The organism is Agromyces sp. NPDC055658 (assembly GCF_053618155.1).
Window position 1 is genome coordinate 61673 of record NZ_JBSHHD010000018.1, and the last position, 24137, is coordinate 85809.

Below are 24137 nucleotides of genomic sequence, written 5' to 3' on the forward strand. Positions count from 1 at the left end.
CGCTGGCGCCGCCTCGAGGAGGACCCATGTCCCACGCGTCCCGCCCGCGCACCGTCGAGGTGCTCACCCTCGAGGCGCGGCGGCCGGCGCGACTCGCCCTCGTGCTGTTCACCGTGCTTGCGATGGTCTTCGTGCTCGCTGCGCCGTCGGTCGCCTACGCCGCCGACGATGCGACGCAGCTGCGCTACGCGTGCGCCCAGAAGTCGAACGGGCTGCTGCGCGCGGCCTCGGGCGCCGGCGACTGCCGCCCCAAGCAGGAGACGGTCGTCACGATCTGGCCCGGGCCGACCACGCTCTGCGTCCAGCCCGACGGCTCGGTGCGCCGCTTCACCTCCGCGAAGTCGTGCACCGGCACGAAGCCGGCCGGCACCAAGCTCGTCGTGCCGACCACGACGGGCGAGCCGATCTCCTTCTGCGCGCCGAGCTCGGGCGTGCTGCGCCGTGTGGATGCCTCGACCGCCTGCCTCGCCGGGGAGCAGCGCTGGCTCATCAGCAACCACGACCCGAGCGCCCTCACCCTCTCGAACGACGACGTGCTCGAGAATGAGCCGGCGGGCACCGTCGTCGGCACGCTCGCCCTCGTCGACGGCGACCCCGCCGCGACGGCCGCGTTCGCGCTCGTGAGCGGCACGGGTGACGACGACAACGCGGGCTTCACGATCACCGGCTCGACGCTGAAGACCGCCTCGAGCTTCGACTACGAGGCGAAGCAGAGCTACTCGATCCGGGTGCGCGGCACCGACGGCTACGGCGGCAGCCTCGAGCAGGTGTTCACGATCCACGTCGGCGACGTCGACGAAGACATACCGCCGACGGCGGTCGCCGACACCGCGACCGTCGACGAGGACAGCGGCGCCTCGGCCATCGACGTGCTCGCCAACGACAGCAACACCGACGGCGGGCCCATCGCGATCGACCAGGTGACCCAGCCCGACCACGGCACCGTCGAGGTCGCCGACGGCGAGGCGTCGCTCACCTACGAACCGAGTCCCGCGTTCTGCAACGACCCGCCCGGCACCACGACCGACGACTTCACCTACACGCTCGCGCCCGGCGGGTCGACCACGACGGTCGGTGTGACCGTCACGTGCGTCGATGACCTGCCCGACGCCGTCGACGACGCGGCGATGGTCGACGAGGATGCCTCCGCCACGGCGATCGACGTGCTCTCGAACGACCCCGACGCCGACGGCGGTCCCCGCAGCATCACGAGCGTCGTGCAGCCCGACCACGGCGCGGTCGTCATCACGGGCGCCGGCACCGGGCTGACCTACCAGCCCGACCCCGACTACTGCACCGCTCCAGGCGGCGACCCCGACGTGTTCAGCTACACGCTCACCCCGGGCGACGCGAACGCGCAGGTCTCGGTCACGGTGACCTGCATCGCCGACGCGCCGCATGCCGACGACGAGGCCTTCGACGGTTCGAGCGCAGCGGTCGGCAACACCCTCCTCGTCATCGACGACCCGACCGACGGTGCGATCGACCCCGCCCGCCCGCACCTCGTCGTCATCGGCGATCTGCTCGACGGCGACACCGACGCCGACCCCGGCACCGAGCTCGCGATCGTGGCCGGCGTCACCGTGACCGAGCAGGGCGGGCTCGTCGCCCTCGAGGCCGACGGCGACGTCGCCTACCTTCCGCCCGACGGCTGCACCGCCACCACCGACGGGTTCGACTACACCGTCACCGACGGCGCGCTCACCGACACCGGGCACGTGACCATCGCCATCAGCGACTGCGTCTGGTACGTCGACAACGCCGCCGACGGCAACAGCGGCAATGTGAGCCGGCCCTTCGACACGATCGCGCAGGCTGCGGCGGCGAGCAGCGCGGGCGACGACATCTTCGTGTTCGACGGCGACGGCACCACGACCGGGTACTCGACGGCGATCGCGCTCGACGACGACCAGCAGCTCATCGGCGAGGCATCCGACCTCGTCGTCGGCGGCCGCACCCTGCACACCGGCGACCCGGCGAAGCGGCCGACGATCACCATGGCCTCGGGGGTGTACGTCGTCGGACTCGGCGTCGGCAACCGCATCGCCGGGATCGAGGTGCACCCCACGACTGCGGGCGGCGGCATCGGCGTCGTCGACATCGCAGGCGACCCGGGCGGTGACGCGACCATCGACGACGTGCGCATCGTCGACACCGTCGAAGGGGGTATCGCACTCGCGCTGCAGGGCATGACCGGCACGAACCTGATCGGCGACCTCGAGGTCGACGTCGTCGGCTTCGGCGTGTTCGTCGACTCCACCCCGAAGGTCGTGTTCGACCCGGCATCGACTGTCAAGATCCGCACCACGGGGACCGGGTGGACCTTCCTCGCGCGACTCTGCAATCTCGAAGGAAGCCAGATCGACCAGGTCGTCACCGCCGGTGTGCCCAACGGCGGCGGCGTCAACCTGCAGCAGACGACCGGCGCCCTCACGTTCGGCGACCTCGACATCCGCACGAACGGCACGGGCCAAGCGGCATTCAGCCTCAGCCTGACCGGCCCGGTGACCGTGCCCGCGAGCGCGACCGCGAAGATCGTCGCGACCAACAGTCCGGCCGTCCACGTCGGCGCTTCGTCGGGCTCGAACCTCTCGTTCGACGAGGTGACCGCGACGAAGAGCGGCCCGTACGGCATCAACATCGACCAGATCGGCGCTGGCACGTTCTCGGCGGCGACCGGTGAGCTCTCGGGCGGCGGGTCCGGTCTCACCCAGTTCCGCGTGCGCGGCGGCAACGGCGACATCTCCTACGGCGGCTCGATCACCGACGGCCCGGCGACCGCGAGCGTCGACATCCAGAGCCGCACCGGCGGCACCGTCACGCTCTCGGGCTCGATCACCGACGGCAGCGACGCGGGCGGCGGCATCATCGTCGCGAACAACACCGGCGGCGCCACCGTGCTGTCCGGCCCGTCGAAGCACCTCGAGACCGGCGCCGTCGACGGAATCGAGTTCGGATCCTCCAGCGGGCACAGCCTCTCGATCACGGGCGGCGGCCTCGACGTCACCACGACGAGCGGCCGAGCGCTGGACGTCTCCACCTCGGGCACCATCGTCGTCACCGGCACGGGGAACAAGCTCGCGAGCACGACCGGCACCGCGCTCTCCATCGCGCTGACCGGCATCGGGGCCGACGACGTCACGTTCGAGCGCATCTCGTCGAACGGGGCGACCTCGGGCATCGTGCTCGCCGGCACGGGCTCGGCGGGCGGCCTGCACGTCACGGGCACCGGCAGCACGGTTCAGGGCGGGGATGCCTCGGGCGGCACGATCGCGGCGGCCACGAGCGACGGCATCTCGCTGCAGAACACGGCGGATGCCTCGTTCCGCAACATGCGCATCGAGAACAGCGCCGGCGACGGCGTCTGGGGCGCCAGCGTGGACGGGTTCTCGTTCACGAACGGCACTGTCACCGGCGCAGGCGACGGCGACGGCGAAGACGGCATCGCGTTCGACGGGGCGAACCTGGTGAACCTCTCGGGCGCGGTCGACATCTCGAACAACGTGCTCACCTCGAACGAGGCATCCGGCATCTCGATCGCCAACCGCGGGGGCACCATCTCCGGGGCGACGATCAGCGGAAACCGCATCGCGGACTCCGGCGACGAACTCACGCCGGGCTCGGCCGTGTTCGTGTCGGCGACCGGCAGTTCCGTCGGTGCGGCGACGATCACGAAGGCGACGATCTCGGGCAACGTGATCACCGACTTCCGCGACGGATACGGCGTTCGCGTGGTCGGTGGAAACCAGAACGGCCCGACGGAAGCGGTGCTCGGCACGCCGGGCAACTCGACGAACGTCATCGCGATCACCGGCAACCGAATGGACGGGGGTGCCGGCGGGCTCGAGCACCAGCCCGATCGATTCGTCGACGTCCAGCTGCTCGGTGCCGGTGACGGCAACCTCGACGTCTCGGAGAACGGCACGATCGCGGAGCCGATCCGTCACCTCGACTGCGACGGGATCGGCCTGCGGGCGGGCGGGCCCATGAACGTCACCGCCGAATTCGATGCCAACGTCATCGCAGCGGGCAACACGGGCGGGTGCGCCGGCATCAGTGCGACGGCGTTGTCGTTCGAGAACGTCGGCGCGACGCTCGCGGCGCGCATCACGAACAACAACGTCGGCGCGACCAGCGGACCAGGTGTGCGAGTCGACGCGTATGGCGTCTCAGCAGTCACCGCCCAGATCCTCAACAACACCGTGCAGGCCCCGACCGGGGGCGCGTACGGTGGAATCCGGACCGAGTCGGGCGCGACGGCGTCGGACGACGCCCGACTCTGCGTGAAGATCTCGGGCAACACCACCAAGGGCGGCACCAGCACAGGGGGCGTGGTCGCTCCCGGCATCCACCTCGCCAAGAACTCGACGAGCCCCACGACGAACGATTTCGGCATCGACGGGCTGCCGGCCGGAGTGACCGGGACACCCGGGGTCGAGAACTACGTCAACGGACTGAACGCGAGCGCGTCGGGCAGCATCGGCGTCAACGGAACACTGCTCGCACCGGCGACGACCGGTTTCACGAGCTGCACCGCGCAATGATGACCTTCTGCCTCGGGTGGCCGGACGAGGCCGGCGCCCGACGAGCCGAGACGGGAGCAACCCCGTGAGCCGGTTGGGAACACGGCTCACGGGGGCGGAGGTGCTCGTCGCTGCGCTGGTCGAGTGACGCCGACGCGGAGCGACTCCGCTGGTTGAGGAGCGCCGACGCGGAGCGGCGAAGCGTCTCGAAACCGGACGAGCGGGTCAGCGACGGGTCGCCGTGACGACCAGGTACTCCCAGCGCATCGTGCCGTCGCCGTCGCTCTTCAACTGCGTGTCGCCGAGCGCCGCGAGCGCGTCGTCGAGCGCCCGCACCGCGTCGGCGTCGTCGGCGATGCGGCGGTAGACCGCGATCGTCGGGCCGTAGTTGGCCTTGAAGTAGTCGCGGAACTCGGCGCCCGTGGCGAAGCGGTCGATCGCGACCGAGTCGCGCTGCACCTCGACGCCGTCGACGGCGTCGCCGAGCAGTTCGCGCACGTGCGACTCGTCGCCCCAGAGCGGGGCGGGCTGCGCGCCCGGGGGCAGTGGCGCCGCGAACGGCTTCATCGCCCGGAACATGCGGCCGATGAACCCCTCGGGCGTCCAGCTGAGCACGCCGACGCGGCCGCCGGGGCGCACGACGCGCAGCAGTTCGCCCGCCGCCGCCTCGTGGTGGGGTGCGAACATGATGCCGATGGCCGAGATCGCCGCGTCGAAGGCGGCGTCGTCGAACGGCAGCCGTTCGGCGTCGGCCTCGACCCATTCGAGCTCGACGCCGGCGTCGGCGGCGTTGCGGCGGCCCGCCTCGAAGAGTTCGGGCACGAGGTCGCTCGCGACGACGACGGCGCCCTGTTCGGCGGCCCGGATGGCGGCGCTTCCGGTTCCCGCCGCGATGTCGAGCACGCGGTCGCCCGCGTTCACGCCCGTCGCGTCGACGAGCTTCGCGCCGAGCGGCCAGACGAGGTCGGCGGCGACCGCCGGGTAGTCGCCCGACGCCCACATGCTGCGGTGCCGGGACTTGAGTTCGCGGTCGGCATCACTGCCGACGCCGGCGGAGGTGGTCGGGTTCGATTCGGTCATCGGGGGCTCCTTCGGTCGGGTGATGACAACAGGAGCGAGTGTCGGCGCGGTGCGACGTCGCCGCATCCGTGCGCGCACGGAGATCGGGCTCGGGGCGGCAGGTTGCCTCGAAGGGCGCGGTGCGCCTCGCGTAGCCTGACCCGGTGACCAGCAGCGGACTCAGCCATGTGACGTTCATCGTGCGCGACCTCGACCGCATGGAGCGCATCCTCACCGAGGTGCTCGGCGCGGTGCGCGTCTACGACAGCGGCCGCGACACCTTCTCGCTGTCGGAGGAGCGGTTCTTCCTCGTCGGCGAGGGCGACGCCGCGACCTGGGTGGCGACGATGCTCGGTGACGGCGGGCTGCCGCGCAGCTACAACCACGTCGCGTTCCAGGTCGAGCGCGCCGACCTGCCCGCGCTTCGCAAGACGGTCACGGGGCTCGGCCTCGACGTGCGCCCGCCGCGGTCGCGCGTCGACGGCGAGGGCGAGTCGGTCTACTTCTACGACGACGACGGGCACCTCTTCGAGCTGCACGCGGGATCGCTGCGCGAGCGCCTCGCGGTGTACGCGCCGCCTGCCGCCGAATGACCGAGGCGCGAAGCGACGAACGCGTGTCGGAAACTCGCGTGGGTCTCCGATCCAGCAACGTCGCTTGCGCCTCACGATGAGGCGCAACCGACCGTGCCGTGAAGCGCGACCGGTACCGGCGTCGGTCAGTCGGCGGCGACACCGGCGCCACGTGGGGCGCCGTCCGCCGAAGGCGCCGAACGGCCGAGCGCGAGCGAGCGCAGGCGAGCCGCGTACAGCGCGATCGCGAGCGTCGTGACGGCGTAGAGCACGACGGCCTGCAGTGCGTAGGCCGGGTAGTCGATGATCCACAGCGGGGCGGTCGGATCGGTCGCGGCCGCCGGGTTGTCGTGCACGTACGGCACCGCCTCGCCGACGAGGTAGCCGGCCGCCTGGCCCGCGCCGTAGACGAGCACGAGCAGTCCGAACGCGAGCCACGCCTGCCCGGTGCGGCGACGCCAGACCTCGCGGGCGGATCGCAGCGCGGTGCGCGGCTCCCATGTGCCGGCCACCGGTGCGGCGATCGCGTTCAACACGGGCGCGAACACGATCGCGGCGGCGAGCAGGGCGACGAGCAGCAGCATCCCCACCATCAGCAGCGACTCGCTGCCCGCGCGACTGCGCATGAGCTGGGGGAGGAGCATGAGGGCGAAGAGCGGCAGGCAGCCGACGGCGACCGCCGCCCACCCGCGCAGGAACGTGACGAGAGACATGCCTCGAGCCAAGCGGACCCGCGCGGGCGGGCGGTATCGGGTGAACCCCCGAATGCCTCGCGCGTGGCGCGTCAGGCCGCCGCGGCCCGGGCGTCGCGCCCGAACTCGGCACCCAGCCGCCGCGCTTCGGCGTGCGCGGCGAGGCGACCCGGCTCGGCGTCGGCGATCGCGAGGTTCGGACGGAACTCGATCGAGTCGATCTCGCTCACGCCCGCCCAGCGCAGCCAGCCGTCGAAGAACGGCTGCTGGAAGTCGGCGCCGAACGACGGCGGACGGCCCTCGCCGTAGACCGCGCTCGAGTAGACGACTGCGGCGCGCTTGCCCTCGAGCAGGCCCGAGTACCCCGTCTCGCCGTCGAAGCCGAACACCCAGCCCGGCTGGCTCACGACGTCGATGAACTGCTTCGCGATGTACGGCACGCCCGAGTTCCACATCGGCAGGCTGAACAGGTAGAGGTCGGCGGCGGCGAAGCGCTCGAACGCGAGGCGCGCGCGGTGCCAGGCGATCTCCTCGGCGCCCTCGGGCTCGTCGCCCGCGAACACCCGCATCTTGGCGCCGGCCCCGTCGGGGCCGAAGGCGGGCAATGACCCGTCCCAGAGGTCCCAGTGCGAGACGGATGCCTCGGGCGAGGCCTCCGCGAACGACTCGACGAAGCTCCGGGCGATGGCGAGCGAGTGGGAGGCCTCACCACGAGGCGAAGCGGAGATGTGCAGGAGCGTGGTCATGGCTCGTTCCTTTCAAGTGTGTGCAAGCGCACATAAATCGACGGGAGCGAGTCTGGCATATGTGTGCGCACGCACGCAAGTGGTAGGGTTCGGGACATGAGCAAGCCGAGTGATGCCGAACGCGCCTGGGAGTCCCTGCTGCGCCTGCACGCCGCCGTGCTGCCCCGGCTCGAGCGGGCGGTCGCGACCGAGGGCGGCCTGCCGCTCAGCTGGTACGACGTGCTGCTCGAACTGCACGACGAGGGCGGGCCGCTCACGATGGGCCAGCTGGGCGAGCGGGTCGTGCTGAGCCGCACCCGCGTGAGCCGGCTCGTCGACGACCTCGTCGACGCGGGGCTCGTCGCCCGCGAGGCGAACCCCGACGACCGGCGCTCCGCCTACGCGGTGCTCACCGCCGCGGGGCGTCGGCGCTTCCTCGACGGGGCGAAGGCCTACCTGCCGGCGATCGACCGCGAGTTCGCGCCCGCCGGCGCCGACGGCGTGCACGCGCTCGCCGAGGCGCTCGAAGCGGCGCTCGCCGCCATCGACCCGAGCGCGCCGATCCGCAGCCGATAGCCTGACGGGCATGACCGCAAGGGACCGCACCGTGCGACGCCGCGCCCAGCGCACCCGCGCCGGGCGCGAACTGCGCGACCTCAGGTTCGTCGAGGTGCCCGAGACGCACGCGTCGGCCTTCGCCCGCACCGCGGTCGGCCTCGTGAACGCCTTCGCGGTCGGTGCCGGTGCGACGTGGCTGCTGCTGCTCGTCGCCGCGATCGTCGGCGACGAAGCGCTGGGCGACCTGTCGCGCGCCCTCGAGTTCGACGAGTTCCTCCGCGCGACGGTGCTGCCGCTCTTCGGACTCGCCGCGGTACTGGCGCTCGCGATCCCGCTGCTCGGAGCCCTCGATGCCGCGACGGCGCTGCGGCTGCTCGAACGCCACGTGACCGCGAATCCCGGTCAGGTGCCGTCGGCGGCGCATCGCGGCCGACTCGCGATCCTTCCGGCCCGGCACCTCCGCCGTGCGGTGCTGGCCGTCGCGGTGATCGCCATGGCCGTCGGCGGATTCTGCCTGCTGTTCGCGCTCGTCGACGACGAGGGACGAACCCCCGTCGTGTGGACGGTCGTCGGCGTCAGCGCGGCACTGGTGGTCGCATGGCTCGTGGTGCGGTCGCTGCTGCTCGGCGTCGAGGAGGGGCAGGAGGCCCGCCGTGCCGAGCTCGAGGTGGGCTGGGCGCGCTCGGTCGTCGCCGCCGACCTCGCCGAGGAGCGTCGGCGCGAGGCATCCCCGGTCGCAGACCCGCCCGCGCTGCTGCACCCCCGGTTCTTCGAACGCGTCGACCGCTTGCTCGTCATCGCCGTGTGCGCGCTCTTCGCCGTCGGGGCGATCTGGTTCGTCTCCGTCTGGCTGCGGCAGCCGTGCAAGCGCTGCGACGAACGCTACTTCGACGAACCGGTCGAGCGGTTCATCGACGGGCTGAGCCTCTGGGGCGGCGTCGCGATCGCCGGTGTGCTCGTGATCACGGCCGCCCTCGGCATCGCCCGGCTCGCGATGATGCGCCGCGTCGAACTGGCCGCGGTGCGCTGGGTCGCCGACGGCGGCCCGAGGCGTGCCCCCGAGGAGGTGGCCGACGCGCTCCTGCTCGATCCGCGCGCCGGGCGCTGGGCGTCGTCGGCGATCGTCGCCGCGATCATGCCGCTCGCGCTCTTCGTGATCGCGGGGCTCGCCGGAACGGACCTCGGGACCGCCCGCCCCGGCGTCGCGCTCGCGGTCGCCGTGGTCGTGGCCGCGCCGGTGCTTGCGACGTCGGTCGGCATGGCCGACCTGCGTGCCGCCGCCCGCGAGCGCAACCTGCTGCGCGCCGCGCTCTCGCCGGGCGACCCCGACCAGTCGTCGCTCGCGGCCCGCCGACTCGCCGAACAGCGTCGGCGCTCGAAGCGCGATCGACGCGTGCAGCGGCGCGCCCCGGCCGGTTGAGCAGGGCCGGCGCCCGCCCGCTCCTCACCCGGCGGCGAGGGCGGATGCCTCCTGCTCGCGCCGCTCGGCGATCGCGAGGTCGGTCGGGTCGCCGACGCGCGGCAGCGGTCCGAGCGCGACCCAGATCACGGCCGAGAAGGTGAGCAGCACGCCGATCAGGATGCCGAGCTGCGTGCCGACGAGCTCACCGACGATGCCGCCCGCGGCGGCGCCGAACGCGATCGTGCCGTACGAGACCCAGCGCATGCTCGCGTTCACCCGGCCGAGCAGGTGGTCGGGGGTGCGCAGCTGGCGGATGGTGATGAGGATGACGCTCGACAGCGTCGCACCGGCGTCGCCCACCGCGAACACGAGGCCGAGCACGATCACGAGCGTCGGCGCTCCCCACGAGGCATCCGCGACCGGAAGCAGGAGCAGCACGAAGCACTCGGCGACCGCGGTCCACAGGATGGGGCGGCCCGCCCCGAACCGTCGCACGAGCGGCCCCGCGAGCAACGACCCGGCCAGTGCGCCGGTCGCGCCGATCGCGAGGATGAGGCCGACCTGGAAGGCATCGAGGCCGAGCTGCTCGACGGCGTGCAGCAGGAACAGCACCATGACCCACTGGATGAACGGGTTGTAGAGCGCCGAGAAGCCGAGGTTGGCGACGAGGTACTTGTCGCGACGCACGTACGACATGCCCTCGCGCAGCTCGGTGGCGAACCCGGCGCGGCTGGTCGACGGCGACTCGGGCGCGCGGATGCCGGTGACCGAGACCGCCGAGACGACGTAGCCGACGGCCGTGACGAGCAGGGCGAGCGGGGCGGAGATGAGCTGCACGAGCATGCCGCCGAGGCCCGGCCCGCCCACCTGCACGGCGGCCGCGGTCGCCGCGAGGCGGGAGTTCGCGCGCTCGAGCCCCGACGGCGGCACGACGCTCGGCACGATCGACTGGTACGACACCTCGAACAGCACGGTGAAGCAGCCGATCGCCGCGGCGAGCAGCAGCAGCGCGGGCGTCGTCAGCACGCCGGCGACGGCCAAGGCGATGATCGCGACGGTCAGGGCCGCACGGCCCCAGTCGGAGATGACGATCATCGGGCGCCGCCGGTGCCGGTCGACGAGCACGCCGAGGGGGAGTGCGAGCAGCAGGAACGGCAGCCAGCGTGCGACGCCGAGCAGGCCGAGCTCGAGCGCGGATGCGTTCAGCATGAGCACGGCGAGCAGCGGCAGCGCGAGCTCGGCGACCTGCGCGGCGGCGACGCCGGCGCCCTGCGCGACCCACAGGCGCGAGAAGTCGGCGGAAAGCGGTGCGCGGCGCTGGATGTCGCGGACCGCAGCTCCGCGGCTGCTAACGGATGATCGTGCAAGCATGCATTACACACTGGCAGAAATGATCGAATGCGTAAAGCCCGAAGTGTGCATTAGAATCAATGCATGGCGAATCCGGTCACGTACCGCCGGCGCGACACCCCCTTCGCGCAGATCGGCGGCGCCGTCGGGCTCGACCTCATGAACACGATGTCCGAGCGGCTCGCCCTCGACCGCATCGTCGACTACCTGGTCGACTACGACGAGGTCGTGCGGTTCGCCGTCGAGTCGGGGCTCGTCGACGCCGCGCAGGAGACGGTGCTGCACGGGCTCGCGGTTCAGCACCCGGACGAGGCCGCCGCCGAGTGGGAGCGGGTGCGCGAACTGCGCGAGGCGCTCTACGCGGCCTGCTACGAGGGCGGGCCGACCGACCTGGTCGCGCGCGAGCACGCCGAGGCCGCTGCGGCCGGCATGCTCGCGCGCGGGGGCGACGGATGGGGGTGGAGCTTCGACGTCGACCTGGCGCTCCCGCGCCGACGCCTCGCGCTCGCCGCGGTCGAGCTGCTGCTGCGCGACGACCTCGATCGGCTGGCGCAGTGCGCCGACGCCGAGTGCGGCTGGGTGTTCCTCGACACCTCGCCGCGCCACAACCGGCGCTGGTGCGTCGCCTCCGACTGCGGCAACCGCAACCGGGTGCGCGAGTTCTACGCGCGCCGGCAGGCGGCGGGCGCCGGCGCGTCCGTCGGGTAGCGCGCCGGCCGGCGCGTCATGCGGTCGGCGCCGCGGCCGGGATCGCGGCCGGCACCTCGTCGAGCGAGAAGTAGACGGGGATGCCGCGATCCCGTGCGATCGCGACGTCCTGGTCGGCCCCGCGCGACGGTCCGGGCAGGCGCAGCACCGCATCGCAGTGCTGGAGGAGCCGCTCGGCGGTCGGGTACATGACCTCGGCCGCCAGTGGATCGGACGGGCCGCTCGCTCCTGCGCTCGCGAGCACGGGGAGTGCCACCCATTCGCCGATCATCGGTACGTGTCCGGCCTGGAAGATCGGCCAGGCTGCCTCTTCGAGCCGCCGCAGGTTCTTCGCCATCAGTTCGGGATCACCGCCGGTGCCCGAGGCGTAGGGTCCGGCGATCAGAATCAACATAGGCTTGGTCATATCGGGCACAATACAGCAGAAACGTGCAGAAACAGGAAGGAACCCGAATGCTCGCCGCTGCGCGCAAAGACCTGCTCCTGGAGCGCCTTCGACGCGACGGACGCATCGTCGCCAAGGAGGTGGCGGTCGAGCTCGGGCTGTCGGAGGACAGCATCCGCCGCGACCTGCGCGAACTCGACGCCGCGGGCCTGGCCGTGCGCGTGTACGGCGGTGCGCTGCCCGCATCCCCGGCCGTCGCCGACTACACCAGCCGCGAATCGGTGGCGCCCGAGAGCAAGCGGCGCGTCGCCGCGACCGCCGCTGCGATGATCGAGCCCGGCGCCACCGTGATCCTCGACGGCGGCACCACGACGCTCGCGATGGTCGATGCCCTGCCGAAGACGCTCGAGTGCACGATCATCACGCACAGCCCGACCATCGCGGCCAGCCTGCTCGACCACGCGGCCGACGTGTTCCTGATCGGCGGTCGCCTGTTCAAGCACTCGGCCGTCGCCTGCGGCGCAGCCGCGGTCGAGGCCGCCGGCACGATCAGCGCCGACCTCTTCTTCCTCGGCGTGACCGGAGTGCATCCGACCGCCGGCCTGACGACCGGCGACCCCGACGAAGCGGCCATGAAGCGCGCCCTCGCCTCACGCGCCGCCGAGACCTACGTGCTCGCGAGCGCCGAGAAGATCGGCACCGCCTCCCGCTACGCGGTCGTGCCGCTCGACGCCGTCGCCGGAATCATCACCGACGGCGAGCCGGGCAGCCGGACGCTGAGCGGACTCGCCGCGGCGGGAGTTCCGATCCTCTCGGCCGACGCGCACGCGCGCTGACCGCGTCGTCGGTCGTCGGTCGCCGGGCGTCGGCCGTGGCCGGGACGACGACGGCTGACGGATGCCGCGCTCGGGCTGCCGCCAGAGCGCAGGCAGTCCGCGGCGGGCGATGAGCCACTCGGCGACGATGAGGTTCGGCACCCAGCAGAGGAACGGGACGGCGGCGTACGCGTTCGCGAAGACGGCGTCGAAATCGGTACCGTCGGCGATGAACGGCAGCTGCACGAGCAGCAGCAGCGGCAGCCAGATGCGCAGCGTCACGGCCGCGTAGGTGAGGGCGAAGTTGCGCATCATCCAGGCGCGGTGGGTGTCGACGTCGTGGCGTCGGATCGCGCGGTAGGCGAGCCATCCCGTCACGAGCCAGAGCACCCCGAGCCCGCCGAAGCCGAAGAGACCGACGAGTCCGGCATCGTTGACGGGTGCGATGACGAGCGCCGCGATGCCGCCGACGCCGATCGCAGCGATATACACCCGGCCCGTCCAGCGGTGCACGCGCGGGCGCCGCTCGCGCAGGCCGCGCCAGAACTGCAGCGGTCCCAGGACGAGCGCGATGCCGCCGGCCACGATGTGCGCGTAGAACGCGATCCGGATCGGCAGCGGCTGCTCGGCGTAGTTGCCCGCCAGCCCGCCCGACGGCGACTCGGCGAGCTCGCGCAGCGGCGCGGTGAGATACGGCACGACCGCGAACGCGGCGATGCCGAGCGACGAGAGCAGCACCCACGTCCAGGCGATGCGGGTGCCGGTGCGGCGCGGTGCTGGGGAGGCCTCGGAGGTGTCGCCCGGTGTGCTCGGGCGGTCGGGAGCGGCGGTCTTCTGGGTGGTGTCGGTGGTCACAGCGGCAAGCTACGACCGCGCCGATCGCGCCGACAGGGGGCGAACCCCCGATTCGCGGAGGCGGTTCTCGCCCGTTCGGCCGTCGGTGGCGCGGGGTGTGGTCGTGTGGCCGTGCCGGGTGTGTTCGTGTGGTCCCGTGGTGCGGGTACGCCGGGGTTGACGCCGGACGCGCGCCCGTGAAACATCGGCGGCATGAACACCGACCAGCAACAGCTCACGTCGATCGACTCGGTGACGCTCGAGGTCGACGACCCCGAGGCATCCGCGCGGTTCTACGACGGCGCCTTCGGGCTCGGCGAACGGTTGCGTCTCAGGCCGTCGGATGCCTCGACGAGCGGCTTCCGCGGATTCACGATGTCGCTCATCGTGGGCCAACCGACCGACGTCGTGCACCTGTTCGACGCGGCCATCGCCGCAGGCGCGACCGTGCTGAAGCCCGCGGAGAAGTCGCTGTGGGGGTTCGGCGGCGTCGTGCAGGCGCCCGACGGCACGATCTGGCAGATGGCGAGCGAAGCCAAGAAGGACACCGGGCCGGCGACGCACCGCATCGAGAACGTCGTGCTGCTCATCGGCGCCGACGACGTGTCGGCGAGCAAGCGCTTCTACTCCGAGCGCGGGCTCTCGGTCGCGAAGAGCATCGGCGGCTACGTCGACTTCGCGATGCCGGGCAGTCCGATCGGGTTCGGCCTCTACAAGCGACGCGCACTCGCGAAGACCGTCGGCGTCTCTGCCGACGGCGCCGGCTCGCACCGCGTCGAGATCAACGGGAATGCCGCGGCGTTCGTCGACCCCGACGGATTCGCCTGGGCGCCTACGCCGTGAGCAGCTCGCCGATCTCGGGGAACGCCTGGCCGTAGCGGTCGACGAGCGATCGGGCGACGCCGACCGAGTCGACGAGCGGGTGCGCGGCGAAGCCGCGCCAGGCGAGCTCGCGCGAGCGCTCGTGCACGGCGCCGATGATGAGGCGCTCGGCCGACTTCACCTGCGTGATGAGGCCGAGCATCTCGCCCGCCACCGGCGCGATCGACCACGGGTGCACGCCGTCGGCGTCGACGACGCAGCCGACCTCGACGACGGCGTCGTCGGGCAGCTGCGGAACCAGCGTGTTGTTGCGCACGTTGAGGATCATCGTCGCCGAGCGCCCGCTCGCGAGCGCCGCCATGAGGTCGAGCGCCACCTGGTGGTACCCGCCGCCGTCGACGTCCGACTCGTGGCGCTCCTCGTCGTCGTCTCGGCTCTCGGCCATGTAGCTCGACTCGCGCTCGTGCCGCGCACGCATCCACGTCTCGAGCGGGTCGTCGCCGGGGGCGCTGTAGAACGCCGACTGCTGGCGGTCGATGAACTCGCCGCGGGTCGCCGCCGCCGAACGGATGCGTGCCGTCGCCTCGCGCGTGAAGTAGTAGTAGTACAGGTACTCGTTCGGCAGGGCGCCGATCGCACGCACCCAGTCGAAGCCCATGAGCCGCGCCTCTTCGATGCGTTCGAGCGAACCGTCCGACTCGAGCAGCCGTGGCAGCAGTTCGTCTCCGCCGGCCGTGATCGATCGCAACCACCCCAGGTGGTTGAGTCCGACGTAGTCGAACGCGATGGCGTCGGCCGAGCTGCCCGTCGCAGCGGCGGCGCGGCGCATGAGGCCGATCGGGGTGTCGCAGATGCCGACGACCCGGTCGCCGAGCACGCGCTGCATCGCTTCGGTGACGATGCCCGCGGGGTTCGTGAAGTTGATGACCCAGGCGTCGGGGGCGACCCTGCGGATCGTCTCGGCGAGGCGGGTCATGAACGGCACCGTGCGCAGTGCGTAGGCGAGGCCGCCCGGGCCGACGGTCTCCTGGCCGAGCACGCCGAGGTCGAGGGCGGTGCGCTCGTCGAGGATGCGGCCCTGCGTGCCGCCGATGCGCACGGCGCTGAAGACGAAGTCGGCGCCGCGCAGCGCCTCCTCCAGGTCGGTCGTCGTCGTGATCGCCGGCACGTGCCGGCGCTCCTGCGCGAGGCGCGACACGATCGCCCCGATCGTCTCGAGTCGCGACGCCGACACGTCGTAGAGCGCGAGCTCGTCGATGCGCACGGGTGCGTCGTCGGCCGCGACCGCCTCGAAGACCTGCGGCACACGGAACCCGCCGCCGCCGATGATGGTGAGCTTCACGCGACCATCACCTCGACTCCCGCCTCGCGGAGCAGATCGAGGGTGGAGGCATCCGCATCGTCGTTCGTCACGACCGCCGAGATCTGGTCGGGGCCGCAGACGCTCAGCACGCCGACGCCGGGGAACTTCGAGCCGTCGGCGAGCACGACCGTGCGCTGGGATGACTCGATCATCGCCCGTTTGATCGGCACCTCCATGCCGGTGGTGTCGGAGATGGTGCCGTCGGCGCGGATGCCGCTCGTGCCGAGGAAGCACGTCGTCGCGCGGATCTGGGCGAGGGCCTGCTCGGTGAGCGTGCCGATCATCGAGTTGTAGTTCTTGCGCACGGCACCGCCGAGCACGATGAGCTCCACCACGTCGTCGTCGCGGAGCTCGTCGATGACCGCGAGGCTCGCGGTGATGACCGTGATGCGCCGGCCGCGCAGCTGCGCCGCGAGCAGGGCCGTCGTCGTGCCGATGTCGATGATGACGACGTCGCCCTCGGCGACCAGCTCGGCCGCACGCTCGGCGACCCGCGACTTCTCGGGCGCGTGCTGGCGCTCGACGTCGGTGAACGGGATCTGGTCGGGCTCGATGCTGCCCCCGCCGCGCACGCGACGCAGCAGGCCCTCGGCGCTCAGCGCGTTGAGGTCGCGACGGATCGTCGAGAGCGAGACGCCGAACTGCTCGGCGAGCTCTTCGACCGTGACCTCACCGTCGGTGCGCAGGGAGTTCAGGATGTGCGCCTGTCGCGTTGCTGTGAGCATGAGCATGATGCTAGCAGTCAACTTCGAGCATGAATTGACAATTTCACGCATGAATTGACGCAGCACCGTTCATTCGAGAGTATGTTCAGTCAAAGCCGATCGACGATCGCGCAGGCGATCGCAATCAAGGAGGATGCGTGGCTGAACGGGCTGCCGACGACGGCGTCGACGTGCTCCTCACCGGGCCCGTCTTCTTCGACCTCGTGTTCACCGGCGTCGACGGGGCACCGCGCCCGGGCACCGAGGTGTACGCAGAGGGCCTCGCGTCGAGCCCGGGCGGCGTCGCCAACCTCGCCGTCGCCACCGCCCGCCTCGGCCTCGGCACCGCGCTCGCGGCGACGCTCGGCGACGACGTCTACGGTCGCTGGTGCTGGGAGTTCCTCGCCGACCGCGAGGGCATCGACCTCGGCCGCTCGCGCCTCGTGCCCGACTGGCCCACGCCCGTCACCGTCTCGATCGCCTCCGGCAGCGACCGCAGCATGGTCACCCGCGAGGAGCCGGCGCCGTTCACCGCGGGCGAGCTCGTCGGCGACCGACCCGCCGCTCGCGCGACCTTCGTCGACCTCGGCGCCTCGCGCGGGGGCCGGGAGGTCGACGCCTGGTGGCGGGCCGCAGCCCACTCGGGCACGAAGATCTTCGCCGACCTCGGCTGGGACTCGAGCGGACGCTGGGACCCGGCCGACCTGCGCCTCCTCGCCGACTGCTACGCCTTCACCCCCAACGAGACCGAGGCCATGGCCTACACGCGCACCGACTCGGCGGCCGGCGCGGCCCGCGCGCTCGCCGAGCTCGTGCCGCTCGTCGTCGTCACGCGCGGCGAGCACGGTGCCGTCGCGATCGACTCGGCGAGCGGCGACGAGGTCGTCGTGCCCGCGGTGCCGACGAGCGGACGGGACGCCACGGGCGCCGGCGACGTCTTCGGTGCGGCCCTCGTGTTCGGCACCCTGCGCGACTGGGACCTCGAACAGCGGCTCTCGTTCGCGTCGCTCTGCGCGGCGCTCGCCGTCGAGCACCCCGGCGGCGCGGTCGGCGCCCCCGGCTGGGGCGACGTCGCCGACTGGTGGAGTCGTGCGCAGGGCGGCGACGATCGCGAGCTCGCGACGAGATTCGCCTTCCTGAGCGACGCCGTCCCCGAGGCATCCGGGCGCCGCAGAGCGGAGCTCACCTTCCCCTTCGCCGACTACGGCACCACAGCGGCCCGGCGATCGAATCCCGAGAAGAGAGGTACATCATGAGACGGAACACCCGACTGACCGCGGTGGCGCTGACGGGCGCCGCCCTCGTCGTCGCCCTCACGAGCTGCGCCCCCGGCACCGGTGCGAGCCCCGGCAACACCGCCGACACGGGCGACATCAGCACCGACATCTCGGATGTCGGCGACGTCACCCTGACCGTGTGGGACCAGGAGGTGCGCGGCGGCCAGAACGAGCAGATGGAGCAGCTCAACGCCGCGTTCATGGAGAAGTACCCGAACGTGACGATCGACCGCAACTCGCAGTCGTTCGACGACCTCGCGACCACGCTGCGGCTCGCCCTCACCGACGCCGACGCACCCGACGTCGTGCAGGCGAACAACGGCCGCAACACGATGGGCCAGTTCGTCGCCGCCGAGCAGTTGCGCCCGCTCGACGACTACGCCGAGGCGTACGGCTGGTTCGACCGGTACTCGCCGTCGGTGCTGCAGTACTCGACGTACAGCGATGACGCGAAGGTGTTCGGCGACGGCAACCTGTACGGCCTGCCGCAGGTCGGCGAGGTCGTCGGCGTCTTCTACTCGAAGTCCAAGCTCGAGGAGCTCGGCCTCGAGGTGCCGGCCGACTGGTCCGAGTTCGACGCGGCCCTGAAGACCGCGAAGTCGGCGGGGGAGACGCCGATGCTGCTCGGCAACATCGAGAAGTGGCCCGCGCTGCACGTGTTCGGCCCGGTGCAGGGCGACGACGTCGACGCCGAGGTCATCACCGACCTCGGCCTCGGCAACGCCGGCCAGAGCTGGACCACGCCCGAGAACGTCGCGGCCGCCGAGACCCTGCAGGGCTGGGTCGAGGCCGGCTACTTCAACGACGGCGTGAACGGCACCGACTACGACGCGGCCTGGCAGTCGCTCGCGGCCGGCGACGGCGTCTTCCTCATCGGCGGTTCGTGGCTCGCCGCCGACCTCGCCGACGCGATGGGCGACGACGTCGGGTTCTTCATCCCGAACACCGGCGACGGCACGCCCGCGACCACGGGCGGAACCGGCCTGCCGTTCACGATCACCTCGGCGGCCGACAACACCGACGTCGCCGCGGCGTACATCGACTTCATCACGAGCGATGAGGCGATGGACGTGCTCGCCGAGACCGGCAACCTGCCCGTCAACCGCACCGCCGAGCTCGCCCCGAGCGAGGGCGTGATGGCCGACGTGTTCACCGTGTTCGGCGACGTCACCGGCAACGGCAGCCTGCTGCCCTACCTCGACTACGCGACGCCGACCTTCGGCGACACGATGGGACAGGCGCTGCAGGACCTGCTCGCCGGGCAGGCGACACCCGAGCAGTTCACCGAGACCCTCGAGGCCGACTACTCGGAGTTCGTCGAAAGCAATGGCTGACGGCACGACCACGGTCGGGCGGAGCGCCTCTCGGCGCTCCGCCCGATCGGCGTGGGTTCCCTGGGCGTACCTGGCCCCCGCCCTCCTGCTCTACGGGGTCTTCCTGCTGTTCCCGCTCGTGCGGGCCGCGCAGTTCTCGTTCTTCGAGTGGGACGGGCTCGGAGCCTCCACCTTCGTGGGGTTCGACAACTACGTCGAGATCATCTTCGACGAGCGCCTGCGCGAGGCCTTCTGGCACGCGCTCGTGCTCGTGTTCTTCTACGCGGTGCTGCCGCTCGTGATCGGCCTGCTGCTCGCGAGCCTGCTCACCCGCGCCCAGGTGCGCGGGCTCGGGTTCTTCCGCAGCGTGATCTTCCTGCCGCAGGTCATCGCGATGGTCGTCGTCGCCGTCACCTGGCGGCAGATCTACGCGCCCGACGGCCCGCTCAACGGGTTCCTGCGCATGATCGGGCTCGGCGCGCTCGCGCGTCCGTGGCTCGGCGACTACGCGTTCACGCTGCCCGCGGTCGGACTCATCGGCACGTGGGTGTGCACGGGCCTCGTGACCGTGCTGCTCATGGCCGGCATGAGTCGCGTGCCCCGCGAGCTCTACGAGGCGGCGCGGCTCGACGGCTCGGGCCCGGTGCGCGAGTTCTTCGCGATCACGCTGCCGATGGTGCGCGGCGAGATCACCGTGGCGCTCACGCTCACGATCGTCGCCGCCCTCAAGACGTTCGACCTCGTCTACGTCACGACGAGCGGCGGGCCGGGCACGTCGACGACCGTGCCGAGCTATGAGATCTACCGTCGGGCGTTCGAGCTCGGCGAGGTCGGTGTCGCGACCGCGGTGGGCGTCGTGCTCACCATCATCGTCTTCGCCATCAACGGCGTCGTGAACATGATCGGAGACCGCAAGTGAAGGTGTCCCCGATCGAACGAGGCGCGAACTACGTCGTGCTCGTCGCGTTCGCGCTCATCGTGCTCGGCCCGATCGCCGTCATCGTCTCGCTCGCCTTCGGGCCGCAGAGCGCGTCGGCCGCACGCGAGGGCGGGCTGTTCCACCCCGAGAACTTCCCCGAGGCGTGGGAGATCGGCCGGTTCGGCCAGTACATGCTCAACTCGGTGATCGTCGCGGTGATCGTGGTCGTCGTGGCGGTGCTCGCGTCGATCCTCGCCGGGTACGCGCTCGGCACCATGAAGTTCCGCGGCGCGACGCTCATGTTCTACGTGTTCCTGCTCGGCATCATGGTGCCGACCGAGGCGTTCATCGTGCCGCTCTACTTCGACCTGCGGGTCGTCGGGCTGACGAACACGGTCTGGGGCGTCGCCGCGCCGCAGATCGCGATGTCGATCGCGTTCGGCACCTATTGGATGCGCACGTACTTCCGCACCTCGAGCCGGGCGCTGATCGACGCCGCGCGCCTCGACGGGGCGGGCTCGATGCGCATCCTCTGGCAGGTGCTCGTGCCGATCGGGCGCCCGGCGATCCTGACGCTCGTGCTGCTCACGTTCATGTGGACGTGGAACGAGTTCCTCATCCCGCTCGTGATGTCGCCGAGCGGGTCGGTGCGCACCGCGCCGCTCGGGCTCGCGTTCTTCCAGGGTCAGTACACGCAGGGCACGGCGCTGCTCGCCGCGGGCGCGGTCATGGTCGCGCTGCCGATCGTGCTGCTCTACGTGTTCCTGCAACGGCACTTCATCAAGGGCATGATCGAGGGCGCCGTGCGCGAGTGAGGCCCGCGCGCCGGCCGGCGCAGAGCGGGGTGCGCGCGTCGTCTCGGCGTGCACCCCGCATCGGCGTGCCCGCTGTGCGCAACTCCGCGCACGCGTTAATGCGTGAAACTGCGTGAAACTGCTTGATTGTTCGATCGAGTCTGCTCTAGCTTGATGGGAGATCGGGCGGCAGTCCGTCGTCCGAGCGTCCAACGGAGGACCGCATGAAACGACATCACGCCATGCTGCTGACCTCGCTGGTCACGGCCGCCGTACTCATGGGACCGGGTACCGCGATGGCAGCGACGATGGGCACCGAAACCCCGGCGGCCGATGCCGCCACGAAGCTCGAGGCGGGCGACCCCTCGATCGCGATCGACACCGAGCGCGGCAAGATCGACATCATGGGCATCTGGGCCCACCCCGACGACGACGCCGGGTTCACGACGCCCTGCGGCGTCTGGCACGACCTCTACGGCGTGCGCTGCGGCATCATCATGGCCACGCGCGGCGAGGGCGGCTCGAACTCGGTCGGCCCCGAGGCCGGCCCCGACCTCGGCCTCCGCCGGGAGAACGAGGACCGCACCTCCCACGTGCGCTCGGGCACGATCGACATCTTCAACCTCGACCGGGTCGACTTCTTCTACAACACCTCGGCGGCGCTCACCGCGCAGGTGTGGGACGCCGAGGAGACCCTGCGCCGCACCGTGCGCATCATCCGCGAGACCCAGCCCGAGATCCTGGTCGGCTCGACGCCGTCGCTCGCGGCCGGGCACGGCAACCACCAGTACGCGCAGGGCCGCATGATCTGGGAGGCCGCGGCCGCGGCCGCCGATCCCGAGATGTTCCCCGAACAGCTCGAGGGCAGGGGCGCCGTCGACACCTGGCAGGTCAAGAAGATCCTCGCCGGCGGCCTCACGACCGGCTCGGGAGGCACGGCCGCGCCGAACTGCAACACCGGCTTCACGCCGGCCGCGACGAACCCGTTCACGGTCGTCGGCACGTGGACCGGCTACGACTCGCCGTACGTCTGGGCCGAGGGCAACGTGCAGGGCCAGCAGGCGGGCACCGCCAAGTCGTGGGCGCAGGTCGGCCGCGAGGGCGGTCGGGCGCACCCCACGCAGGCACGCGTGATGGAGAAGGGCCTCACCAACCCCACCTGCCAGCGCTACGGCGTCTCGCAGTCGATCGTGCCGATGCAGCCGAACAGCTCGCCGGCCTCCGCGAACGACGACGCGGTGCTCTACGGCGCCGTCGTCGCCGACCCCGGCGGCATGCCGCTCGGCTCCGAGTTCTCGCTCGCGGTCGACGACTACTACGAGGCCGCCGGCGAGCCGTTCGAGGTCACCGTCTCGGCGCGCTCAGGCGAGGGCGACCTCGGCGGCGGCACCGTGAGCCTCGCGGTTCCCGCGGGCTGGCAGGTCTCCGACCCCGTCGAGCTCGACGGCATCGGCGACGAGGATGCCTCGGCGGCGACGTTCACCGTCACCCCGGCCGCCGACGCGGCAGCGGGCGTCTACAAGCTCGCCGCTTCGTTCGACGGCGAGGTCACCGCGTACAACGACACCCGCATCGCGCTCGTCGCGCCCGTCGAGGGTCGCTTCGAGCGCTGGGGCAACATGGCCGAGTACGAGCAGTGGACCCGCGACCACGACGCCTACGTGGGCGGTCGCTCGAACGCCGTCGCCCAGATCGGCGCCGGCGAGACCGTGACGGTGCCGGTCGAGGTGACCAACCGCACCGCCTCGACGGAGTCGGGTGAGGTCGCGCTCGCGCTGCCCGCCGGGTTCGTCGCCGACGAGGCATCCAAGCCGTTCACGGGGCTCGCCGCGGGCGACACCGCGACGGTCGAGTTCGTCGTCACGCACACCGACCCAGCCGACCTCGGCAGCCGCACGGTGACGTTCACCGCGACGACGACCTCGGGTGCGGGCACCTCGACCGAGAACGAGACGGTGTACCTCGTGCCGACGGTCGTGATCCCGCAGCTCGCCTCGGCACCGACCGTCGACGGCACCGCCGACGACGTCTACACGGGCGAGCCGGTCGACATCGGCACCCGGTGGGAGGGCGCGGCCTGCGCCGTCGAGGGCGTCGACTGCGGCGACGGCAGCCTCGCGAAGCTCGGCTGGTACGACGACGCGCTCTACGCGCAGATCCGCGTGACCGACGACGTGGCGAGCGCCGCCGCGACGCCCGACCGGTGCTTCGGCCACTGGCTCGTCGACTCGGTCGAGCTGCTGCTCGACCCGCGCGGCGACTCGGTCGACACGTCGACGACGTTCAAGCTCGGCATGTTCCCGTTCACCGACGATGCCGAAGCCGCCAACGGCAACGGCGAGGACGGCCCGTGCTGGTCGCGCGACGCCGACAACCACCAGGGATTCTCGACGGGGCCGCTCGCCGAGACCGTCGAGGGCGGGCTCAACGCCGTCGGCGTCGAGGTGGCGGTCGAGGTCGCCCGCGAGGCCGACGGCACCTACGCCGGCGGCGGCTACGACCTCGAGGTGAAGGTGCCGCTCGCGGCCCTGCCCGCCGCGGTCGGCCCGACCGGCGCCGTGCCGTCGGGCGACGCCGCGCAGAACGACGTCGACCCGCGGTACCTGGGGCTCAACGTGACCCCGTACGACTCCGACACCCAGGACTTCATCGGCCAGACCCGCACCGCGTGGTCGGCCTTCGGAAGCCAGCAGTCGGAGCCCTACCGCTGGGGTCACGCCTACCTCGACGGGTACGCCCCGCCGGCCGACCGGTCGACCGAGGCGTCGGCGCCGATCATCCCCGACACCGCCCTGCAGGGCGTGCAGTCGCCGCAGACGGTCGCGCAGTCGGCGACCCGGGGCGGCACGATCTCGGGGGTGCAGCCGAGCGATGCGATGAGCGTCACCGACGTCAAGGTCCAGCAGAAGAACGTGCGCATCTCCTACGACACCGAGGAGGCGGGCACCGTGCGCGTCTTCCTCTGGAAGGGCGATACGACGTTCATCCCGGTCTGGACCACGAGCTGCGCCGGCGACGTGTACGGCTTCGAGGCCTGCTCGCCGGCCGACGGCGCGGCCCCGCCGTGGGCGCCCGACATGAGCGGCCGACTGCTGGGCTCGTTCGAGCAGGCCGTCGACGCCGGGACGGGCAAGCTCGCCGTGCCGATCGACGCGGCCACCCGCGCGGCGCTCGCCGACGACGCCCGCATCCTCGTCTCGTACGCCGAGCAGGGCGGCATCGAGGCGGGCAGCGGCGACGGCGTCAACGCGTGGAGCTTCCCGATCGAGGCGACCAAGCCCGGCAAGGGCTGATCCGCCGCGCGAACGCCCGGCCCGCATCC

The 24137-nt window shown here is 71.7% G+C and carries 19 protein-coding genes and 1 pseudogene; 12 read left to right on the forward strand and 8 right to left on the reverse strand.

Annotation, left to right across the window (positions count from 1 at the left end; all coding sequences use genetic code 11):
- The first annotated feature begins 26 nt into the window (after window positions 1-26).
- Window positions 27-4544: a beta strand repeat-containing protein gene (locus tag ACWGPE_RS10455; RefSeq protein WP_452048660.1), complete on the forward strand. Its 4518-nt coding sequence runs from the start codon at window positions 27-29 to the stop codon at window positions 4542-4544.
- Window positions 4545-4748: 204 nt separating this feature from the next.
- Here the strand turns inward: ACWGPE_RS10455 and ACWGPE_RS10460 are convergent, their stop codons facing one another.
- On the reverse strand, window positions 4749-5603 hold the full coding sequence (locus ACWGPE_RS10460; RefSeq protein ID WP_275506384.1) for a class I SAM-dependent methyltransferase: 855 nt from the start codon (window positions 5601-5603) through the stop codon (window positions 4749-4751).
- 143 nt (window positions 5604-5746) lie between these two features.
- On the opposite strand from ACWGPE_RS10460, the gene fosX reads away from it, so the two are divergent.
- Window positions 5747-6175 carry a FosX/FosE/FosI family fosfomycin resistance hydrolase gene (gene fosX / locus ACWGPE_RS10465; RefSeq protein WP_376931032.1) on the forward strand — a complete coding sequence of 143 codons (429 nt, stop codon included), beginning with the start codon at window positions 5747-5749 and terminating at the stop codon, window positions 6173-6175.
- Between the two features lie 125 nt (window positions 6176-6300).
- Here fosX and ACWGPE_RS10470 read toward each other — a convergent pair whose 3' ends face one another.
- A complete protein-coding gene (locus tag ACWGPE_RS10470) occupies window positions 6301-6867 on the reverse strand; it encodes a hypothetical protein (protein ID WP_452048661.1) in 567 nt (188 codons plus the stop codon).
- Between the two features lie 71 nt (window positions 6868-6938).
- A complete protein-coding gene (locus tag ACWGPE_RS10475) occupies window positions 6939-7592 on the reverse strand; it encodes an FMN-dependent NADH-azoreductase (protein WP_275506387.1) in 654 nt (217 codons plus the stop codon).
- 96 nt (window positions 7593-7688) lie between these two features.
- Here ACWGPE_RS10475 and ACWGPE_RS10480 point away from each other — a divergent pair, with 96 nt between their 5' ends.
- On the forward strand, window positions 7689-8147 hold the full coding sequence (locus ACWGPE_RS10480; protein WP_231431901.1) for a MarR family winged helix-turn-helix transcriptional regulator: 459 nt from the start codon (window positions 7689-7691) through the stop codon (window positions 8145-8147).
- Between the two features lie 10 nt (window positions 8148-8157).
- Entirely contained in the window at window positions 8158-9549 is a 1392-nt protein-coding gene (locus ACWGPE_RS10485) for a hypothetical protein (RefSeq protein WP_452048662.1), read from the forward strand.
- A 24-nt stretch (window positions 9550-9573) separates the two neighbouring features.
- Here ACWGPE_RS10485 and ACWGPE_RS10490 read toward each other — a convergent pair whose 3' ends face one another.
- Entirely contained in the window at window positions 9574-10902 is a 1329-nt protein-coding gene (locus ACWGPE_RS10490; RefSeq protein WP_231431899.1) for an MFS transporter, read from the reverse strand.
- 63 nt (window positions 10903-10965) lie between these two features.
- Between ACWGPE_RS10490 and ACWGPE_RS10495 the strand changes: the two genes are divergently transcribed.
- Complete coding sequence (locus ACWGPE_RS10495; RefSeq protein ID WP_452048663.1) at window positions 10966-11589, forward strand: CGNR zinc finger domain-containing protein; 624 nt, start codon at window positions 10966-10968, stop codon at window positions 11587-11589.
- A gap of 16 nt (window positions 11590-11605) precedes the next feature.
- Here the strand turns inward: ACWGPE_RS10495 and ACWGPE_RS10500 are convergent, their stop codons facing one another.
- A complete protein-coding gene (locus ACWGPE_RS10500) occupies window positions 11606-11983 on the reverse strand; it encodes a DUF4406 domain-containing protein (RefSeq protein ID WP_452048664.1) in 378 nt (125 codons plus the stop codon).
- Window positions 11984-12042: 59 nt separating this feature from the next.
- On the opposite strand from ACWGPE_RS10500, the gene ACWGPE_RS10505 reads away from it, so the two are divergent.
- Entirely contained in the window at window positions 12043-12810 is a 768-nt protein-coding gene (locus tag ACWGPE_RS10505) for a DeoR/GlpR family DNA-binding transcription regulator (protein ID WP_231431896.1), read from the forward strand.
- A 120-nt stretch (window positions 12811-12930) separates the two neighbouring features.
- Here the strand turns inward: ACWGPE_RS10505 and ACWGPE_RS10510 are convergent.
- Window positions 12931-13644: pseudogene (locus ACWGPE_RS10510) on the reverse strand (DUF2306 domain-containing protein); the annotation flags it as partial.
- A gap of 192 nt (window positions 13645-13836) precedes the next feature.
- Here ACWGPE_RS10510 and ACWGPE_RS10515 point away from each other — a divergent pair.
- Entirely contained in the window at window positions 13837-14466 is a 630-nt protein-coding gene (locus tag ACWGPE_RS10515) for a glyoxalase (protein ID WP_452048665.1), read from the forward strand.
- Here ACWGPE_RS10515 and ACWGPE_RS10520 read toward each other — a convergent pair.
- Both ACWGPE_RS10520 and ACWGPE_RS10525 read right to left on the reverse strand, forming a co-directional pair.
- A complete protein-coding gene (locus ACWGPE_RS10520; RefSeq protein ID WP_452048666.1) occupies window positions 14456-15787 on the reverse strand; it encodes a 6-phospho-beta-glucosidase in 1332 nt (443 codons plus the stop codon). The genes ACWGPE_RS10515 and ACWGPE_RS10520 overlap by 11 nt on opposite strands.
- A complete protein-coding gene (locus tag ACWGPE_RS10525) occupies window positions 15784-16533 on the reverse strand; it encodes a DeoR/GlpR family DNA-binding transcription regulator (RefSeq protein ID WP_231431893.1) in 750 nt (249 codons plus the stop codon). The genes ACWGPE_RS10520 and ACWGPE_RS10525 overlap by 4 nt, the downstream gene beginning before the upstream one ends.
- Window positions 16534-16670: 137 nt before the next feature.
- Here ACWGPE_RS10525 and ACWGPE_RS10530 point away from each other — a divergent pair, with 137 nt between their 5' ends.
- The 5 genes from ACWGPE_RS10530 (at window position 16671) to ACWGPE_RS10550 (ending at window position 24108) form a co-directional block, all read left to right on the forward strand.
- Window positions 16671-17768: a PfkB family carbohydrate kinase gene (locus ACWGPE_RS10530; RefSeq protein WP_376931040.1), complete on the forward strand. Its 1098-nt coding sequence runs from the start codon at window positions 16671-16673 to the stop codon at window positions 17766-17768.
- Window positions 17765-19123: an ABC transporter substrate-binding protein gene (locus tag ACWGPE_RS10535; protein ID WP_231431891.1), complete on the forward strand. Its 1359-nt coding sequence runs from the start codon at window positions 17765-17767 to the stop codon at window positions 19121-19123. The genes ACWGPE_RS10530 and ACWGPE_RS10535 overlap by 4 nt, the downstream gene beginning before the upstream one ends.
- A complete protein-coding gene (locus ACWGPE_RS10540; protein WP_231431890.1) occupies window positions 19116-20021 on the forward strand; it encodes a carbohydrate ABC transporter permease in 906 nt (301 codons plus the stop codon). Before ACWGPE_RS10535 ends, ACWGPE_RS10540 begins: the two co-directional genes overlap by 8 nt.
- Window positions 20018-20836, forward strand: coding sequence for a carbohydrate ABC transporter permease (locus tag ACWGPE_RS10545; RefSeq protein ID WP_231431889.1), 819 nt, complete (start codon window positions 20018-20020; stop codon window positions 20834-20836). Before ACWGPE_RS10540 ends, ACWGPE_RS10545 begins: the two co-directional genes overlap by 4 nt.
- A gap of 203 nt (window positions 20837-21039) precedes the next feature.
- Window positions 21040-24108 (forward strand): NEW3 domain-containing protein, encoded by a 3069-nt coding sequence (locus ACWGPE_RS10550; RefSeq protein WP_452048667.1) that lies wholly within the window; start codon window positions 21040-21042, stop codon window positions 24106-24108.
- The last annotated feature ends 29 nt before the right edge of the window (window positions 24109-24137 follow it).

Bases quoted from the DNA above. Each gene is read 5' to 3' on its own strand.
- ACWGPE_RS10455 (WP_452048660.1), top strand. From the start codon at position 27: ATGTCCCACGCGTCCCGCCCGCGCACCGTCGAGGTGCTCACCCTCGAG.
- ACWGPE_RS10460 (WP_275506384.1), bottom strand. From the start codon at position 5,603: ATGACCGAATCGAACCCGACCACCTCCGCCGGCGTCGGCAGTGATGCC.
- ACWGPE_RS10470 (WP_452048661.1), bottom strand. From the start codon at position 6,867: ATGTCTCTCGTCACGTTCCTGCGCGGGTGGGCGGCGGTCGCCGTCGGC.
- ACWGPE_RS10475 (WP_275506387.1), bottom strand. From the start codon at position 7,592: ATGACCACGCTCCTGCACATCTCCGCTTCGCCTCGTGGTGAGGCCTCC.
- ACWGPE_RS10480 (WP_231431901.1), top strand. From the start codon at position 7,689: ATGAGCAAGCCGAGTGATGCCGAACGCGCCTGGGAGTCCCTGCTGCGC.
- ACWGPE_RS10485 (WP_452048662.1), top strand. From the start codon at position 8,158: ATGACCGCAAGGGACCGCACCGTGCGACGCCGCGCCCAGCGCACCCGC.
- ACWGPE_RS10490 (WP_231431899.1), bottom strand. From the start codon at position 10,902: ATGCTTGCACGATCATCCGTTAGCAGCCGCGGAGCTGCGGTCCGCGAC.
- ACWGPE_RS10495 (WP_452048663.1), top strand. From the start codon at position 10,966: ATGGCGAATCCGGTCACGTACCGCCGGCGCGACACCCCCTTCGCGCAG.
- ACWGPE_RS10500 (WP_452048664.1), bottom strand. From the start codon at position 11,983: ATGTTGATTCTGATCGCCGGACCCTACGCCTCGGGCACCGGCGGTGAT.
- ACWGPE_RS10505 (WP_231431896.1), top strand. From the start codon at position 12,043: ATGCTCGCCGCTGCGCGCAAAGACCTGCTCCTGGAGCGCCTTCGACGC.
- ACWGPE_RS10515 (WP_452048665.1), top strand. From the start codon at position 13,837: ATGAACACCGACCAGCAACAGCTCACGTCGATCGACTCGGTGACGCTC.
- ACWGPE_RS10525 (WP_231431893.1), bottom strand. From the start codon at position 16,533: ATGCTCACAGCAACGCGACAGGCGCACATCCTGAACTCCCTGCGCACC.
- ACWGPE_RS10535 (WP_231431891.1), top strand. From the start codon at position 17,765: ATGAGACGGAACACCCGACTGACCGCGGTGGCGCTGACGGGCGCCGCC.
- ACWGPE_RS10540 (WP_231431890.1), top strand. From the start codon at position 19,116: ATGGCTGACGGCACGACCACGGTCGGGCGGAGCGCCTCTCGGCGCTCC.
- ACWGPE_RS10550 (WP_452048667.1), top strand. From the start codon at position 21,040: ATGAAACGACATCACGCCATGCTGCTGACCTCGCTGGTCACGGCCGCC.